Genomic DNA, 17169 nt, shown 5'->3' with positions numbered 1-17169 from the left:
AACGCGTGCCGCACACCATCGCAACCATGCCTGTCGAGACAGTCGAGACGCACTGCCCGTACTGCGCGCTCCAATGTGGCATGGCCCTGGATTCGCAGTCGCAGATCACGCCCCTGGACTTCCCGACCAACAGGGGCGGACTGTGCCAGAAGGGCTGGACCGCTGCGGAGCTGCTCGGTTCCGGCCAGCGCCTCACCACACCGCTCGTGCGTGAACGCCGGTCAGCATCGTTTCGTCCGGTCGATTGGGACACGGCGCTGGAGGTCGTTTCCCGGGGTATGCGCGCGGCCCAGAACGATCACGGGCCGGACGCCGTGGCCGTCTTCGGTGGCGGCGGTCTCACTAACGAGAAGGCATACCAGCTCGGCAAGTTCGCCCGTACGGTGCTTCGGACGTCGAGCATCGACTACAACGGGCGGTACTGCATGTCGTCGGCGGCCGCCGCCGCGAACCGGGCGTTCGGGATCGATCGTGGCTTGCCATTTCCGGTAATCGATCTGGCTGCGACCGGCGCGGTTCTCCTCATGGGCGGCAACGTCGCGGAGACGATGCCGCCGTTCATGCAGCATCTGCTCGCGGTACGAGACCGTGGCGGTGCACTGATCGTGGCCGATCCGCGGCGCACCGCGACCGTCGAGGCGGCGACCTCGCACCTCGCGCTGACCCCGGGCACGGACCTGGAACTGGCGCTGGGGCTGTTGCACATCGCCGTCGTCGACGGGTACGTGGATCACCGCTATGTCGCGGACCGGACGGCCGGCTTCGACGACGTGTGGCGCGTGGCCACGCAGTGGTGGCCAGAGCGCGTCGAGCGCGTCACCGGCGTTCCCGTGGCCTCGCAGCGCGCCGCGGTGCGCGCTCTCGCGGCGGGCCGGGAGGGCCGCGGCGCCGTCGTCCTCACCGCACGTGGAGCCGAACAGCACGGCAACGGCACCGATACCGTCACAGGGCTGATCAACCTCAGCCTGGCGCTCGGCTTGCCCGGCCGCCCGCGCAGCGGGTACGGGTGCCTTACCGGGCAGGGTAACGGGCAGGGTGGTCGCGAGCACGGGCAGAAGGCCGATCAGCTTCCGGGTTACCGGAAGATCGACGACCCGCTGGCCCGCGAGCACGTGGCGGCGGTCTGGGGCGTGCACCCGTCGGCGCTTCCCGGGCCTGGCCCGTCGGCGTACGAGCTGATCGAGCGGATCGGCACCGGCGACGGCCCGCGGTCGCTGCTGGTGCACGGGTCCAATCTGGCGGTCTCGTCGCCGCGTAGCGGCCGGGTCGTCGAGCGGCTCGGGTCGCTCGACCAGCTGGTGGTCTGCGATCCCTTCATGTCCGAGACGGCCGCCCTCGCGGACGTGGTGCTCCCGGTCACGCAGTGGGCCGAGGAGGAAGGGACCGTCACGAATCTGGAGGGACGCGTGTTGCGTCGTCGCCGCGCAGCGTCACCTCCGCCCGGAGTGCGTACCGATCTGGAGGTTCTGTCCGGACTCGCCGCACGCCTGGGACACGAGACCGGGTTCCCGAGTGATCCCCGCGCGATCTTCGACGAATTGCGACGAGCCAGTGCGGGCGGGGTGGCCGACTATTCGGGCATCACGTGGGAGCGGATCGACACCGAAGGCGGGGTCTTCTGGCCGTGCCGTTCGGAGCACGGCCCAGGGCAGGCTCGCCTGTTCGCCGATGGGTTCCCGACGCCGGACGGCCGTGCCCGGTTCGTGGCTGTGGATGCGGGGCCGGCCGCCGAGGACGTCGACGACGAGTATCCCGTGTACCTCACCACGGGCCGGATCGCGCAGCACTACCAGAGCGGCACGCAGACCCGCCGCGTTCCCGTGCTGGCGGCGGCGGCCAGCGAGCCACGGGTGGAGATGCATCCGGATCTGGCAACGAGCAGTGGTGTGCGTGACGGCGAGCGAGTCCGGCTGGTTAGCCGGCGGGGATCCGCCTCTGGAACGGCGCGCGTGACGGCGTCGATCCGGCCGGACACCGTCTTCATGCCGTTTCACTGGGGTGGCGAGCAGGCCGTCAACCGGGTCACCAATCCGGCGCTGGACCCCACGTCGAGGATGCCGGAGTTCAAGGTGTGTGCAGTGCGGATCGAGCGGGAGAGCGTCGACGTCCGTCCGCACGACGTCCGAGCGGAGTTCGCGTGGGAAGGAGAGATGTCGTGACACGCATTCTCGTGGCCGGGCACGGCATGGCCGGAAGCCGATTTGTCCAGGAGCTGCGAGCCCGGGATCCGGAACAGCAGCTGGACGTGACGGTGTTCGGTGCCGAACGTGATGGGGCGTACAACCGGGTGTTGCTCTCCTCCGTGTTGGCCGGTTCGTTGGCTCCGGCAGACGTGGAGATGATCCCGTCCGCCTGGTACGCGGCCGAAGACGTGGACCTGCGGCTCGGAGTCTCCGTGGAGAGCATCGATCGTGGACGCCAGCGGGTGTGGACCAGCCAGGGGGAGTACATCGGCTACGACCACCTGGTCCTGGCCACCGGTAGCCAGCCGGTGGTGCCGGACATCGACGGGATACTCGCTGGCGACGAGCTCGCGTCCGGCGTCGCCGTCTTCCGGACGTTGCAGGACTGCCGCGACATCCTGGATTGCCTCGACGGCGTGCACCGGGCCGTCGTGCTCGGTGGGGGCCTGCTCGGCGTGGAGGCGGCACGGGGCCTCGCCGGGCGGGGTGTCGAGGTGGAGGTGATGCACGCGGTCGATCGGTTGATGGAGCGCCAGCTCGACGCGGAAGCGGGCCAGATCCTGGCCGGCACGCTCCGCTCGCGTCACGTCCAGGTACGTCTCGATGCCCGGGCGCGGTCGGTCGGCGAGGTCGCGGGACAGCGCGTGGTGGTGCTCGACGACGGGACGTACGTGGCCGCCGACCTGCTCATCATCGCTTGTGGGGTGCGGCCGGACACCGGGCTGGCCCGGGCGGCGGGGCTGGACGTCGACCGGGGCGTCGTCGTCGACGATCAGCTGACCTCCGTCACTGACCGGCGTGTCCACGCCATCGGTGAATGCGCCCAGTATGGCGGTGAGACGTATGGCCTGGTCGCACCCGCATGGGAGCAGGCCACGGTGCTTGCCGATGTCCTCACCGGGGGTGGCGCCTCGTATGACGGCTCGCGGCTCGTCACCCGGCTCAAGGCGGCCGACGTCGATCTGGCCGCCATGGGTGAGACTGACCCCGAAGACGCGGTCGACGCGCCGGCGGATGCCAGACAGGGCGGCGGTGCGGAGGTGCTCCGCTTCGCCGATCCGGCGCGGGGTGTGTACCAGAAGATCGTTATCCGGGATCAGCGGATCACCGGCGCGATCATGCTGGGCGGAGCCGAGACGGTCGGAACCGTGACGCAACTGTTCGATCGTGCCGGGACGGTGCCGGCCGATCGCCGGGCATTGATCTTTCCCGGCATCGTCGACGCCGTCTCCGCCGTGGACCCGGCCGAGCTTGGGGACACGGAGCTGGTGTGCCGCTGCAATGGTGTCTCGGCCGGAGACGTCCGCCACGCGTGCGCGTCGGGCGCGGCCACGGTTGCCGATGTGGCCGGGTGCACGCGGGCGACAACCGGATGCGGCAGTTGCCGCGAGACCGTGGCGGCGCTGGTGGCCACGGCCGCATCCGAACAGCCCGACGATCCAGGACTCGAACTCGTGGAGGTGCCCGCATGAGCGACCACGATGCTCACCTCGATATCCATGTCGATACCCATCTCGCCGACCACCGGGACGATCACGTCGCGGATCCCAGCGCCGGGACAGCCGGCGCAGGCAGGCGGCGCCGGCTCGTCGTGGTGGGTCACGGGATGGTGGGCCAGCGGCTCGTCGAGGCGATCCGGGAACGCGACCGTGAGGGGCGGTGGGCCGTCACCGTGCTCGGCGAGGAACCACGGCCGGCGTATGACCGGGTCGCGTTGACGTCGTATCTCACCGGAACGACGGCCGACGAGCTCAGCCTGGTGCCGGACGAGCACGATGGCGAGGGTGATGACGATTGTGTCGTCCGTACCGGCGATCCGGTGGTGGCGATCGACCGGTCGGCGCGGTGCGTGACCACGGCGTCCGGGGTCGTCGTCGAGTACGACGCGCTGGTTCTGGCCACCGGTTCGGCACCGTTCGTCCCGCCGATTCCCGGTGCCGATCTCGACGGGTGCTTCGTCTACCGCACGATTGACGATCTCGATGCGATTCGTGACCGCGCGGCCACGGCGCGCACCGGAGCCGTCGTCGGCGGTGGCCTGCTCGGGCTGGAGGCAGCCAACGCGCTGCGCTCGCTCGGCCTGGACACGCACGTCGTCGAGTTCGCTCCCCGGTTGATGCCGGCGCAGGTCGACGCGGGCGGCGGCGAGATGCTGCGCCGGCGGATCGAGCAGCTCGGGCTGACCGTGCACGCGGATACGGCGACCGAACGCATCGAGGCGTCCGGGTCCGATCCGCACGATCCATCCGGCCCGGGTCTGCGGATGGTGTTCTCCGACGGTGCAGCCATCGAGGTCGGCATGGTCGTCTTCTCGGCAGGCATCCGGGCCCGCGACGAGCTGGCCCGCGCGTGCGATCTGGACGTGGGCGAGCGTGGCGGCGTCGTCGTCGATGAATCGTGCCGGACGTCGGACCCGCACATCTGGGCGATCGGGGAGTGCGCCCGCGTCGACGGCACGATCTACGGCCTGGTGGCGCCCGGGTATGACATGGCCGAAGTGGTGGCCGACCAGTTGCTCGGCGGTGCCGCGGTGTTCTCCGGAGCGGATACCTCCACCAAGCTCAAACTGCTCGGCGTCGACGTGGCCAGTTTTGGCGACGCGCACGCCACGACACCCGGCTCGCTGGAGGTGGTCTACGCCGATCCCGTGGCCGGCGTGTACAAGAAACTGGTCGTCACCGACGACGCCTCCACCATGCTGGGCGGCCTGCTGGTGGGCGACGCGTCGTCGTTCGCCGCCCTGCGCACCATGGTGGGCGAACCGCTGCCGGACACCCCGGAGCAGGTACTGATGGTCGGCCCCGCGCCGTCCGGGCTCGACGACGCGGCCCAGGTGTGCTCGTGCCAGAACGTCAGTGCCGGGACCATCCGCTCGGCCATCGGTGACGACGGCTGCTGCGACGTGGCGTCCGTGAAGGCCTGCACGAAGGCCGGCACGGTGTGCGGGAGCTGCGTGCCTCTGATCAAGACCCTGCTGGCCCAATCCGGCGTGGAAACCAGCAAGGCGCTGTGCGAGCACTTCGATCTCAGCCGGGCCGAACTGTTCGACGTGATCCGGGTGACGGGGCAACGGACGTTCACCGAGATCATCTCCAGTCATGGCCAGGGCCGCGGCTGCGACATCTGCAAGCCCGCAGTCGCGTCGATCCTGGCCAGCCTGGGTTCCGGGCACATCCTCGACGGCGAGCAGGCGGCACTGCAGGACACCAATGATCACTTTCTCGCCAACCTGCAACGCAACGGGACGTACTCCGTGGTGCCCCGGGTGCCGGGCGGCGAGCTGACGCCCGAGAAGCTCATCGTCATCGGCGAGGTGGCGCGGGACTTCGGCCTGTACATGAAGATCACCGGTGGCCAGCGGATCGACATGTTCGGCGCGCGGGTGGAACAACTCCCGGCGATATGGCGCCGGCTGGTGGACGCCGGGTTCGAATCGGGGCACGCGTACGGCAAGGCGCTGCGCACCGTGAAGTCCTGCGTCGGATCCACCTGGTGCCGGTACGGCGTGCAGGATTCCACGTCGCTGGCCATCATGCTGGAGCTGCGCTACCGCGGCTTGCGCTCGCCGCACAAGATCAAGGCGGGGGTCTCTGGCTGCGCCCGCGAGTGTGCTGAGGCGCGCAGCAAGGACTTCGGCATCATCGCCAGCGAACAGGGCTGGAACCTGTACGTAGGAGGAAACGGCGGGTTCAACCCACGCCATGCCCAGCTGTTCGCGTCGAACCTGGACACCGACGAGCTGGTGCGGCTGATCGACCGTTTCCTCATGTTCTACATCCGCACCGCCGACCGGTTGCAGCGCACGTCGGCGTGGCTGGAAGGGCTGGACGACGAGCACGGCGACGGGCTGGCGTACCTGCACCGGGTGATCGTCGACGACGATCTCGGAATCTGCGCCGATCTCGACGCCGCCGTGGCGACGCACGTCGCGTCGTACACCGACGAGTGGGCGGCCGTGCTGGAGGACGAGGAGAAGCTGAGCCGGTTCGTGTCGTTCGTCAACGCCCCTGACGTCCCGGACCCCAGCATCCAATTCGTCACCGAACGTGATCAGATCCGTCCGGCCGGCGGCACCGAATCCGGCAGCCTTCCCGAGGGGGTTCTCGGTGGTGTCGCTGACGGCGTTCCTGATGGGGTTGCCGGAGGGCCGGGTCCCGTGCCGGTGTCCGGACCCACGTTGGAGGTGGTGCGGCGATGACAGTGACCGCGGAAACCGGGGAGGGCCCGCGTACCAGGAACGGTGCGCGCCACGATGAGTCCGGGACCGGCCGGCGCGTGTGGCACCCGGGCTGGGTGGACGTGTGCGCGTACGATGCGCTACTGCCCGAGCGGGGTGCGGTCGCACTCGTCAGCGGCGTACAGGTGGCGCTGTTTCGCATGTACGACGGTCACGTCCACGCGATCTCCAACCGGGACCCGTTCTCCGGGGCCTACGTGCTGTCGCGCGGGATCGTCGGGACTCGTGGCGAACGTCCCATCGTGGCCTCACCCATGCACAAGCAGGCCTTTGACCTGCTCAGCGGCGAATGTGGCGACGATCCCGCGGTTCGGGTCGACGTCTTCGACGTCAGGGTTCGTGCCGGCCGCGTGGAGGTGTACATCCCACGAGGAGAGCTTGCCGGAAGCGGCGAGATCTCCGAGCCGGTTACGGAGCCAGGAGCCAACGTGGGCACGGCGCCAGGAGCCGACGTGGGCACGGAGCCGGCGTGACTGTCGTGCCGGACTCGCCGGGCCGGGCATCGCAGCGGGCCGACGTGCCGTTGCGCGGTTTCACCGTCGCGCTCACCGCCGCGCGCCGCCGAGAAGAGCTCGGCTCGCTCCTGGAACGGCGAGGAGCACGCGTCGTGCATGCACCGGCGATCCGCCTGGCTCCGCTCGAGGATGACGGCGAGCTGCTGGCGGCGACCCGGGCCTGCGTCGACCTGCCACCGGACGTCGTGGTCGCGACCACCGGTATCGGGTTCCGGGCATGGATGGAGGCGGCCGACGGCTGGGATCTCGGCGAGCCGCTGCGCGAGCGCCTCGGTTCGGCGATACTGCTGGCCCGCGGGCCGAAGGCACGGGGCGCGATCCGGGCTGCGGGGCTCATGGATCATTGGTCTCCGGAGTCCGAATCGCTGGCAGAGACCCTCGACTACTTGCTGAGCACGGAGCTGAAGGGGACCCGAATCGCCATCCAGTTACATGGCGAGCCGTTGCCCGATATCACCGGTGCCCTGCAGGGAGCAGGTGCCGACGTCGTATCCGTGCCCGTCTATCGCTGGACGCTGCCCGAGGACGCGAGCCCGCTCGAACGGCTGGTCGAGTCGATCGTGGCGCGAACCGTGGACTGCGTGGTATTCACCAGCGCTCCTGCCGTTGCCGGCCTCCTGTCGCTCGCCGCCGAGGCGAACGTGGAAGAGCACGTGCTGGACGCCTTCCGGGGTGACGTCATGGCGGCGTGTGTCGGTCCGGTGACGGCCGAGCGCCTCGAACGGGCCGGGATCGCGACGACGCAACCGTCGCGGGCGAGGCTCGGGGCACTGGTCCGCGAGATCGCCGCCGAACTGCCCGCACGGTATCCCACCCTGCGGGTGGCCGGGCACGTGATCCACGTGCGCGGGCACGCCGTCGTCGTCGATGGGGAGGAACGGGACTTGCCGCCGGGGCCGATGGCGATCCTGCGGGTGCTGGCCGCGCGGCCCGGTGTCGTGGTGCCCCGGGCAGATTTGCTGGGGGCGTTACCGGGTGGTGGTTCGGACGAGCACGCGGTGGAGATGGCGGTCGCCCGGTTGCGTAGCGTGCTCGGATCCGGGGTGATCCAGACCGTCGTCAAGCGGGGGTATCGCCTGGCCTGCGAAGCGGGCCCGAACGACGACCAGGTGCACGAGCGGGTGCGAGAGCGTGACCTGCGCCAGTAGCGGCGAATGCGAGACTGGACCGGTGAGCGATGCCGTTCCCCTCGTTGCCGTCGCGCACGGTACGCGTGATCCTCAAGGCCCGGAAGTTCTCGAAGGCCTGCTTGGCGAGGTCCGGAACCAGTTGCCGGACGTCCCCGTACGAATCGCGTATGTCGACGTCATCGGCCCGATGCTGGACGAGGTGCTGGCTGAGGTTCGGGACGGTGCCGTCATCGTTCCGATGTTCCTCGCGTCGGGCTATCACGTCCGTGTGGACGTGCCGCAGTCTGTCGAGTCGACGGGCGCCCGGGCGACGGTGACGCCCGCGCTGGGCCCGGATGAGGCGGTGGTGGAGGCGGTAGCGGATCGGTTGCGTGCGGCCGGTCCGCTACCGGATGCGGTGGTCATGGCGGCCGCCGGGTCGTCCGATCACCGTGCGCTCGGCGAGGTGGAGGTGGCTGCGGCCCGGCTGGCCGAGGTGCTGGACCGCGAGGTGGTCGCTGCGTATGTGACGACGGCGACGCCTACCGTGCCCGAGGCAGTGGCGTCGTTGCGGCGTGCCGGCCGGGATCGCGTCGGGATCGCGTCGTACCTGCTGGCGCCGGGGCTCTTCGTGCGACGGCTGCACGAGGCGGGTGCGGATGTCGTCGCGGCGCCGATCGGCGTGCATACCCGCGTCGTCGATCTGGTGGTCGAGCGTTATCGCGCCGCGCTCTCGCCGCCCCGCTGATCCCGTTGCCCCGCTGATCCCGTTGCCCTGATCGTGAACATTAGCCGGGCAGATATGTCGGGCTAATGTTCACGATCAGGGGGTTGGGGGTGGCGCGGAAAGCTTCATCCGCTCTCCGTGTGGGAGTGGCTCATTGTGTACGACGACGTCGAACTCGCCACGAATCTCTATCCGTCGACCATCTCCGTCAGCGAGTTCGAGAGCCTGCGCCCATACGGTCGGATTCACCTGAAATACCGCGACGTCTCGTTTCGTATTCTTCGCCACATTGACACGGTACTCGGAATCTGCCTATCGCGTCATCTTTCTCGCTTCAATACGGGGTTGTCGGAGAGCGGGTTGTCGGAGAATGCGATTGTCGGCGAGCGGATTGTCGGAGAGTGGGTTGTTGGCGAGAGGTTTGGCGAGGGGTTCGGCATGGGCTGTCGTTGAGCAGGGCTGAGCGCGGTGCACGGTGAATACACCCGAGAAAGCGCTTTCCATGATCGATTTGGGGGTATTCGGCGTGCATGGAAGGCGATTCGGCGTGCACGGCAGAGCGTTCGAGCGGGCATGGCACGGGTATTCGGCGTGCACGGCGGAGCGTTCGAGCGGGCGTGGCGCGGGGGACGCGGCGTGCATGGCGGGTGATGTGCGGGTGACGGCCGTGCCTCGTGCCCGAGACGGAGCACCCCCGTAGGGTGTCGGGTATGGGCGAGAAGCGGTACCTGACCGAACGGATGCAGCCGTTCACGTCGACCATATTCGCCGAGATCACGGCGCTGGCGACCCGGACGGGATCGATCAACCTGGGCCAGGGATTTCCCGACACTGACGGCCCTCGGGAACTTCTGGATGCGGCGAGCACCGCCCTCTACAGCGGGGCCAACCAGTATCCGCCCGGACCGGGCATTCCCGAGCTGCGCACTGCCGTGGCAGAACATCAGCAGCGGTTCTACGATCTCGACGTCGATCCGGATACCGAGGTGCTGATCACCACCGGGGCGACGGAGGCGATCGCATCCAGCATTCTCGCGTTGTGCGAGCCCGGTGACGAGGTCGTGACGTTCGAGCCCTACTACGATTCGTATGTCGCGTCGATCGCGCTTGCCGGTGCCGAGCGGCGAACCGTCCGGTTGCGGCACCCGCGGTTCGACATCGACGGTGACGAGTTGCGGGCGGCGTTCAGCGACCGTACCCGGATCGTGCTGCTGAACACGCCGCACAATCCCACCGGCAAGGTGTTCACCCGCGCCGAGCTCGAACACATCGCCGAACTCGCCGTCGAACACGACGCCGTCGTGGTGACCGACGAGGTCTATGAGCATCTCGTCTTCGACGGCCTCTCGCACGTTCCGATCGCCACGCTGCCCCAGATGGCGGACCGGACCCTCACGATCTCCTCGGCCGGCAAGACGTTCTCCGTCACGGGATGGAAGATCGGCTGGATGCATGGCCGGGCCGAGCTCGTCGCCGCGGCGCGTGCGGTCAAACAGTTCCTCACGTTCGTGAGCGGTGGACCCTTGCAGCCAGCCGTGGCAGCCGGGCTCCGCCTGGGTGACGAGGTGTTTCACGATCTCGGGCGGAACCTGCAGCGTAAGCGGGATCTGCTGGTCGCGGGGTTGCAGCGCGCCGGGTTCGACGTGTTCCCCACGTCGGGCACCTACTTCGTCATCGTCGATGCCGCACCACTGGGTTTCGACGACGGCGTGGAGCTGTGCCAGCGGCTCCCCGAACTGGCCGGTGTCGCGGCGGTGCCCGTGTCGGTGTTCTGCGACGACAAGGAGTCGACACGCTCGCTGGTGCGATTCGCGTTCTGCAAGCGTGACGAGGTGCTGCACGCTGCTGCCGACCGCCTGAGCAGGCTGGGGGCCGGGTGAGAGGACCACGCGTGATGAACGAACGGCCCATACGCCGGAAGGGGTTCGCGCGGCCTATCATGGGAGTCACCGGTCATGTCACGTGTGAGGAACATCTTCCATGGAGTCCAGGCAGCATGAGGTCCCCGACAAATTCGCGCCCATCGGGCTGACCTTCGACGACGTTCTCCTGCAGCCGGGCGAGTCCGAGGTCGTCCCGAGCGAGGCGGATACGCGATCGCGGCTGACCCGGAACGTCGAGGTGCGCATCCCGCTGGTTTCCAGTGCGATGGACACTGTCACGGAATCGCGGATGGCGGTCGCCATGGCGCGGCAGGGAGGCGTGGGTGTCCTGCATCGCAGCGTGTCCGTCGACGAGCAGGCTCGCCAGGTTGACCAGGTGAAGCGCTCTGAATCCGGCATGATTACGGATCCGGTGACCACCGGTCCGGACGCCACTCTTGCCGAGGTGGACGCGCTGTGCGCGCACTACCGCATTTCCGGGCTTCCCGTCGTCGCCAATGACGGTGAGCTGCTGGGTATCGTCACCAACCGCGACCTGAGGTTCGTCCCATCCGCCGAGCACGATATCCGCCTGGCGCGCGAGACGATGACGCCGATGCCGCTGGTCACCGCTCCCGTGGGGATCAAACCCGACGACGCCATGGCATTGCTGGCCCGGCACAAGGTCGAGAAGCTGCCACTGGTCGACGACCGCAATCGACTCCGAGGATTGATCACGGTCAAGGACTTCGCCAAGTCCGAACAGTTCCCGCACGCGACGAAAGACGCCGAGGGCAGGCTCGTCGTCGGTGCAGCCATCGGCTTCTTCGGTGACGCCTGGGAGCGCGCGATGGCCCTCGTGGAGTCGGGCGCGGACATCCTCGTCGTGGACACCGCCCACGGCCATACCAGCGCGCTGCTTGACATGATCGGCAAGCTCAAGGCCGAACCGGCGGCTGCCGGTGTGGAGATCGTCGGGGGCAACGTCGCCACCCGCGCCGGGGCGCAGGCGTTGATCGACGCGGGCGCCGATGCCGTCAAGGTGGGTATCGGGCCGGGTTCGATATGCACCACGAGGGTGGTCGCCGGGATCGGCGTTCCACAGGTCACCGCCATCTATGAGGCATCGCTGGCGGCGGCTCCGGCGGGCGTACCGGTGATCGGCGATGGCGGCCTGCAGTACTCGGGCGACATCGCCAAGGCGATCGTGGCGGGAGCGGACACCGTGATGCTCGGTTCACTGCTGGCCGGTTGTGAGGAGAGCCCGGGTGAGCTGATTTTCGTCAACGGCAAGCAGTACAAGGCCTACCGCGGCATGGGCTCGCTCGGCGCGATGCGCAAGCGTGGACCGGAGGCGGCCAGCGCGCGGGATCGGTACTTCCAGGCCGACGTCGATTCCAGCGACAAGCTGATTCCCGAGGGCATCGAGGGTCAGGTTCCGTACCGCGGGCCACTGTCCAGCGTCATTCACCAGCTCGTCGGCGGGCTGCGGCAAGCGATGTTCTACACCGGTTCGCCGAGCGTGCCCGAGCTCAAGGAGCGCGGACGCTTCGTTCGCATCACCTCGGCTGGGCTCAAGGAGTCACATCCCCATGACATCCAGATGACCGTCGAAGCGCCGAACTACACCTCCCGATAGCCTGGTTCCGTGGCAGAAGTAGAGATCGGCCGGGGAAAGCGCGGCCGCCAGGCATACGCATTCGACGACGTCGCGATCGTTCCGTCCCGCCGCACCCGGGATCCGGAAGAAGTCTCGACCCATTGGCAGATCGACGCCTACCGGTTCGACACACCGGTGGTCGCCGCGCCGATGGACTCGGTCATGTCACCCGCGACCGCTATCGCGCTGGGCCATGCTGGTGGTCTGGGTGTGCTGGACCTCGAAGGGTTGTGGACCCGCTATGACGATCCTGAACCCTTGCTGGATGAGATTGCCGGCCTGGAGGAAGGCAAGGCGCTCAACCGGCTTCAGGAGATCTACGATCAGCCCGTCCGCGAGGATCTGATTGCCCAGCGGCTGAGCGAGATCCGGGACGCTGGGGTCACCGTGGCAGGCTCGCTCTCCCCGCAGCGGGTCAAGCGCCACTACCAGGCGGTCGTGGACGCCGGTGTCGACCTGTTCGTCATCCGCGGAACCACGGTGTCGGCCGAACACGTATCGGGCCAGGCCGAGCCGCTGAACCTCAAACAGTTCATCTACGAGCTCGACGTGCCGGTGCTGGTCGGCGGCTGTGCCACGTATCAGGCAGCGCTGCACCTCATGCGCACCGGTGCTGCGGGTGTGCTGGTGGGCTTCGGAGGCGGGGCCTCGCACACGACACGCACCGTCCTCGGGGTGACGGTGCCGATGGCCAGCGCCGTCGCCGACGTCGCCGCCGCCCGCAGGGATTATCTCGACGAGTCCGGTGGCCGCTACGTCCACGTCGTCGCCGACGGCTCGATCGGCCGCTCGGGCGACATCGCCAAGGCCGTGGCGTGTGGCGCGGACGCCGTCATGGTGGGCTCGCCACTGGCGCGGGCTGTCGAGGCGCCGGGCCGGGGCTGGCATTGGGGGTCGGAGGCACACCACCCGTCGCTGCCGCGGGGTGAGCGGATGTGGACCGGTACGGTGGCACCGCTCGAACAGATCCTGCACGGGCCGTCGTTCTACGCCGACGGCTCCATGAATCTGGTTGGCGCGCTGCGCAGAGCCATGGCGACGACGGGCTACACCGAGCTCAAGGAGTTCCAACGGGTCGAGGTCACGGTGCTCGGCTGACGCCACGTCTGCCGGGGTAAGGTCGGTGGATGGAGACTGTCACGGTCCGGCGGATGGAGCCGGAAGGGGTCGTGGAGGTCGTGCTCGACCGCCCCGATGCACTCAACGCGCTCTCAACCGATCACGCCCGGGCGATAGCCTCGACCGGCACCAGTCTGGCGGCGGACACCTCGGTGCGCGCCGTCGTCGTGTCGTCGAGCTCGGACAGGGCGTTCTGTGTGGGCGCCGACCTCAAGGAACGGCACACGTTCACCGACGACGACCTACGACGCCAGCGCGAGGTGATGCGGCAGGCGTTTGCCAGCGTGCTCGAACTGCCGGTCCCCACCATCGCCGCCATTCACGGGTACGCGCTGGGCGGTGGCTTCGAGCTGGCCCTGTCCTGTGATCTGATCGTCGTCGACGAGTCCGCCGTGGTCGGGCTGCCGGAGGTGTCCGTCGGGCTCGTTCCGGGTGGCGGCGGTACTCAGCTGCTGACCCGCAGGGTCGGGTGGGGGCAGGCCGCCGACCTCGTCTTCACCGCACGCCGGGTCGACGGTGACGAAGCCTACGAGCTCGGCCTCGCCGACCGCCTGGTCCAGGCCGGACAGGCACGGGAGACGGCGCTGGAGCTCGCCACGCGGATCGCGGCGAACTCACCCGTCGGCGTGCGGCAAGCCAAGGGCGCGATGCGCCTGGGCATGGACACGTCGCTGGCGGCGGGCCTCGAAATCGAAGACGCCGCGTGGCGGGCGACGGCGTTCAGCCCGGATCGCCGGGAGGGAATCGCGGCGTTCAACGAGAAGCGGAGTCCGATGTGGCCGGGCCCCTAGCCGATGTCGTTGCGGGGTTCCCGCGCACCGATAGCCGTCGCCGGTGCCGCCCGGTCACGTTGGCACGGTGTGAGGTGAGCAGCTGTGAGTGAACTACCGAGCCGGGTGAGCTTGCGGGAAGTGGGTCCCCGCGACGGGCTGCAGAACGAGGAACCCATCTCGACGGAGTCGAAGGTCGCGTTGCTGGACGCGCTGTCCGGTACCGGCTTGCGCCGCATCGAGGCGGTGTCGTTCGTGCATCCGCGGGCGATACCGCAAATGGCCGACGCGGACGACGTCTGGAGCCGAGTGCGTCGCAACCCGGAGGTGCGCTACTCCGCGCTCGTGCCGAACCGGCGCGGGCTGGAACGCGCGATGGCGGCGGGCTTCACCGACCTCGAAGTCGTGATCTCGGCATCCGACACGCACAACCGTGCCAACATCAACCGATCCACGGCCGAGTCACTGGCCGACCTGCCCGAGCTGATCGCCGCCGCGCACGAGGCTGGCGCGAGCTTGCAGCTGATCGTGTCCACGTCGTGGGGTTGCCCCTACGAGGGCGACGTTCCCGTGGAACGGGTGCTGTGGGTGGCCCGGGAGGGCGTTGCCGCCGGCATCGACTCCCTCGCGTATGGCGACACCACGGGAATGGCCACGCCATCGCGGGTGATCCGCCTCGTGGGCGAGACCCGGTCGGCCCACCCGGATCTTCCGCTCGGCCTGCACTTTCACAACACGCGCGGTACCGGCCTGGCGAACGTGTACGCCGCGTTGCAGCTCGGCGTCGACGATTTCGACGCGGCCGTGGCCGGGCTCGGCGGCTGCCCGTACGCACCCGGCGCGTCGGGAAACATCGCCACCGAGGAAGTGGTGTTCATGCTCGAAGACATGGGCGTGGAGACCGGGGTCGATCTCGAAGCCCTCCTGGAAGTCGGGCTCATGGCCGAACGGTTCGTGGGGCACCGGGCGCCGTCGCAAGTGCTGCGTGCCGGGCCGCGCACCCGGACCGTCGCGGCTCCGTGACCCGTCTGGTGTGTCGCGACGGCAGCCGTAGCCGCTGCTGGACCGCCCGCGAGCTGTGGGCGAGGAGAACCTGTTGGCGAGCTATGGGCGAGTGGAGCCGTCCGGATCACACCTGGGCGGGCTCGGGCCGGTGCGCGGGGAACACCCACGTGCGATATGCCCAGTACCGGAACAGTGTGCCGAGCACCAGCCCGACGATGTTCGCGGAGATGTTGTCCGCGAGTGGTCCGGAGAGGTCGAGGACGTAGCGAGAGAATCCCAAACACGCCAGGGCGATACCCAAGCCCACGCCGTTGAAGACGAAGAACAGCGGGTAGCCGCGGGCGACCTTGACCGGTGCGCGGTGTCGGAAGGTCAACAGCCGGTGACCGATGTAGGTGACGATCGTCGCCGCGATGACCGAGAACGTCTTGGCGAGCAAAGGTTCGTCGTGGAGTGGTCCCGTACCGCCGCCGAACAGCAGGAGATTGAAGATGCCGATGTCGACGACGTAACCCACGCTGCCGACCATCGCGAACTTCAAGCCTTCGCGTACCAGGCGGTGCATCCGATACCAGAGCCGCCGCGCCGTGGAAGACACGCGTCTCGGCTCGGCGGATGGAGTTCGGCGCCCAGCGCGCGATGCGCGTTGCTGCCCCGGATCGGTATCGAGCACCCGCCAAGGGTAAAGCACATCGGGCAGGTATACACAGTCGAGGCCGCACGCGGGCTGGCCGGCGGGGCTTCGAACCCGGCCGAGGTGAGCGCGGTGAGAGACAGAGTCACGTAACCTAGGGCGCTGTGAACGATGCGTTGTGGCCGGTCGTCGGGATCGTCGGTGGTGGGCAACTGGCCCGGATGACGTACCCGGCGGCGTTGGAATTGGGTGTACGGCTGTCCGTTCTCGCGGCCCATCCGGATGACTCGGCCGCCCAGGTGGCGCGAGATCCGGTGGTCGCCGACGAGAAGGCACTGGACGATCTCGAAGCCTTCGCCAAGGCGTGCGACGTCGTGACATTCGATCACGAGCACGTGGCGCAGGAGCACCTCCGGGCTCTGGAAGCGGCCGGCGTGCCGCTCCGGCCCGGGTCGGATGCCCTGCTCTACGCCCAGGACAAGGTCGAGATGCGGGCCAGGTTGAGCGCTCTCGGAATTCCGTGCCCGTCCCACCGGATCGTGGCCGGGCCCGGGGGCGTCGCGAGCTTCCTGCGGGAACACGGTGGGCAGGCCGTGCTCAAGACCGCACGCGGCGGTTACGACGGCAAGGGTGTATGGCTGGTGGATGATGTCACGCCGGCGGAGGTCGTCGCCGAACCGTTCCGCGCTGGTGTCCCGGTGCTCGCCGAGGAACGGGTCGCGTTCCGGCGTGAGGTTGCGGCGATGGTCGCGCGTTCCCCGCATGGCCAGGCCGTGGCCTACCCCGTCGTCGAATCCGTGCAGCGTGACGGGGTCTGTGCCGAGGTGATCGCTCCGGCACCGGAGATGCCGGAGGAGCGGGCCGTGGAGGCGCAACGGATCGCGTTGACCGTAGCGGCCGAGCTCGACGTCGTCGGAATCCTGGCGGTGGAAATGTTCGAGACCACGGAGGGCGATTTCCTGGTCAACGAGCTGGCCATGCGCCCGCACAACTCGGGCCACTGGACCATCGACGGCGCGGTGACCAGCCAGTTCGAGAACCATCTGCGCGCCGTCTTGGACCTTCCGCTGGGTGAGCCGCAGGCACGGGCTCCGTATACGGTCATGGTCAACATCCTGGGTGGCGACCTTCCCGAGATCTATCCCGCGTACCGGCATGTGATGGCCCGTGATCCTGGCGTGAAGGTGCACTGGTACGGCAAGAGCGTGCGGCGCGGACGCAAGGTCGGGCACGTCACCGCGTATGGCGACGATCTGGAGTCGCTGCGCGAGCGGGCGTGGCACGCTGCCGAGTACATCCGCGGTGACATCGACGAGTGACATCGGCGGGGCAGGTGACGTCGCGGAAC

General features: G+C 68.7%; 14 protein-coding genes. 13 read left to right on the top strand and 1 reads right to left on the bottom strand.

Annotated elements, in window-relative coordinates; genetic code table 11:
• Positions 1-26: 26 nt before the first annotated feature.
• The 12 genes from DPM12_RS02335 to DPM12_RS02280 all read left to right on the top strand — a co-directional run bounded on the left by DPM12_RS02335 (position 27) and on the right by DPM12_RS02280 (position 15205).
• The gene (locus DPM12_RS02335) at positions 27-2159 is read left to right on the top strand and encodes a molybdopterin oxidoreductase family protein (RefSeq protein WP_112256709.1); all 2133 of its coding nucleotides are present in this window, start codon (positions 27-29) and stop codon (positions 2157-2159) included.
• Positions 2156-3655, top strand: coding sequence for an FAD-dependent oxidoreductase (locus DPM12_RS02330; protein ID WP_211658243.1), 1500 nt, complete (start codon positions 2156-2158; stop codon positions 3653-3655). The genes DPM12_RS02335 and DPM12_RS02330 overlap by 4 nt, the downstream gene beginning before the upstream one ends.
• Entirely contained in the window at positions 3652-6381 is a 2730-nt protein-coding gene (nirB, locus tag DPM12_RS02325; RefSeq protein ID WP_112256614.1) for a nitrite reductase large subunit NirB, read from the top strand. The genes DPM12_RS02330 and nirB overlap by 4 nt, the downstream gene beginning before the upstream one ends.
• Positions 6378-6893 (top strand): nitrite reductase small subunit NirD, encoded by a 516-nt coding sequence (gene nirD / locus DPM12_RS02320; RefSeq protein WP_112256613.1) that lies wholly within the window; start codon positions 6378-6380, stop codon positions 6891-6893. Before nirB ends, nirD begins: the two co-directional genes overlap by 4 nt.
• Positions 6890-8083 carry a uroporphyrinogen-III synthase gene (locus tag DPM12_RS02315; RefSeq protein WP_170313648.1) on the top strand — a complete coding sequence of 398 codons (1194 nt, stop codon included), beginning with the start codon at positions 6890-6892 and terminating at the stop codon, positions 8081-8083. Before nirD ends, DPM12_RS02315 begins: the two co-directional genes overlap by 4 nt.
• 22 nt (positions 8084-8105) lie before the next feature.
• Positions 8106-8792 (top strand): sirohydrochlorin chelatase, encoded by a 687-nt coding sequence (locus DPM12_RS02310; protein WP_112256611.1) that lies wholly within the window; start codon positions 8106-8108, stop codon positions 8790-8792.
• 135 nt (positions 8793-8927) lie between these two features.
• Entirely contained in the window at positions 8928-9224 is a 297-nt protein-coding gene (locus tag DPM12_RS02305; protein ID WP_123788341.1) for a hypothetical protein, read from the top strand.
• A 257-nt stretch (positions 9225-9481) separates the two neighbouring features.
• Positions 9482-10651 (top strand): pyridoxal phosphate-dependent aminotransferase, encoded by a 1170-nt coding sequence (locus DPM12_RS02300; RefSeq protein ID WP_112256609.1) that lies wholly within the window; start codon positions 9482-9484, stop codon positions 10649-10651.
• Positions 10652-10751: 100 nt separating this feature from the next.
• A complete protein-coding gene (gene guaB / locus DPM12_RS02295; RefSeq protein ID WP_112256608.1) occupies positions 10752-12272 on the top strand; it encodes an IMP dehydrogenase in 1521 nt (506 codons plus the stop codon).
• Positions 12273-12281: 9 nt separating this feature from the next.
• Positions 12282-13391: a GuaB3 family IMP dehydrogenase-related protein gene (locus DPM12_RS02290; protein ID WP_112256607.1), complete on the top strand. Its 1110-nt coding sequence runs from the start codon at positions 12282-12284 to the stop codon at positions 13389-13391.
• Between the two features lie 29 nt (positions 13392-13420).
• Positions 13421-14203 (top strand): enoyl-CoA hydratase/isomerase family protein, encoded by a 783-nt coding sequence (locus tag DPM12_RS02285; RefSeq protein WP_112256606.1) that lies wholly within the window; start codon positions 13421-13423, stop codon positions 14201-14203.
• Between the two features lie 84 nt (positions 14204-14287).
• On the top strand, positions 14288-15205 hold the full coding sequence (locus tag DPM12_RS02280; RefSeq protein ID WP_112256605.1) for a hydroxymethylglutaryl-CoA lyase: 918 nt from the start codon (positions 14288-14290) through the stop codon (positions 15203-15205).
• Positions 15206-15311: 106 nt separating this feature from the next.
• Here the strand turns inward: DPM12_RS02280 and DPM12_RS02275 are convergent, their stop codons facing one another.
• Complete coding sequence (locus tag DPM12_RS02275) at positions 15312-15860, bottom strand: GtrA family protein (RefSeq protein WP_211658241.1); 549 nt, start codon at positions 15858-15860, stop codon at positions 15312-15314.
• A 125-nt stretch (positions 15861-15985) separates the two neighbouring features.
• On the opposite strand from DPM12_RS02275, the gene DPM12_RS02270 reads away from it, so the two are divergent.
• Complete coding sequence (locus tag DPM12_RS02270; RefSeq protein WP_211658240.1) at positions 15986-17140, top strand: 5-(carboxyamino)imidazole ribonucleotide synthase; 1155 nt, start codon at positions 15986-15988, stop codon at positions 17138-17140.
• Positions 17141-17169 lie beyond the last annotated feature (29 nt).

The organism is Phytoactinopolyspora halophila, from assembly GCF_003287285.1.
Lineage (GTDB): Bacteria > Actinomycetota > Actinomycetes > Jiangellales > Jiangellaceae > Phytoactinopolyspora_A > Phytoactinopolyspora_A halophila.
This window is presented reverse-complemented; position numbering and strand designations above follow the sequence as displayed.

Excerpts from the sequence above, each read along its gene's own strand:
- DPM12_RS02285 (WP_112256606.1), top strand. The coding sequence starts at position 13,421 with ATGGAGACTGTCACGGTCCGGCGGATGGAGCCGGAAGGGGTCGTGGAG.
- nirD (WP_112256613.1), top strand. The coding sequence starts at position 6,378 with ATGACAGTGACCGCGGAAACCGGGGAGGGCCCGCGTACCAGGAACGGT.
- nirB (WP_112256614.1), top strand. The coding sequence starts at position 3,652 with ATGAGCGACCACGATGCTCACCTCGATATCCATGTCGATACCCATCTC.
- guaB (WP_112256608.1), top strand. The coding sequence starts at position 10,752 with ATGGAGTCCAGGCAGCATGAGGTCCCCGACAAATTCGCGCCCATCGGG.
- DPM12_RS02300 (WP_112256609.1), top strand. The coding sequence starts at position 9,482 with ATGGGCGAGAAGCGGTACCTGACCGAACGGATGCAGCCGTTCACGTCG.
- DPM12_RS02335 (WP_112256709.1), top strand. The coding sequence starts at position 27 with ATGCCTGTCGAGACAGTCGAGACGCACTGCCCGTACTGCGCGCTCCAA.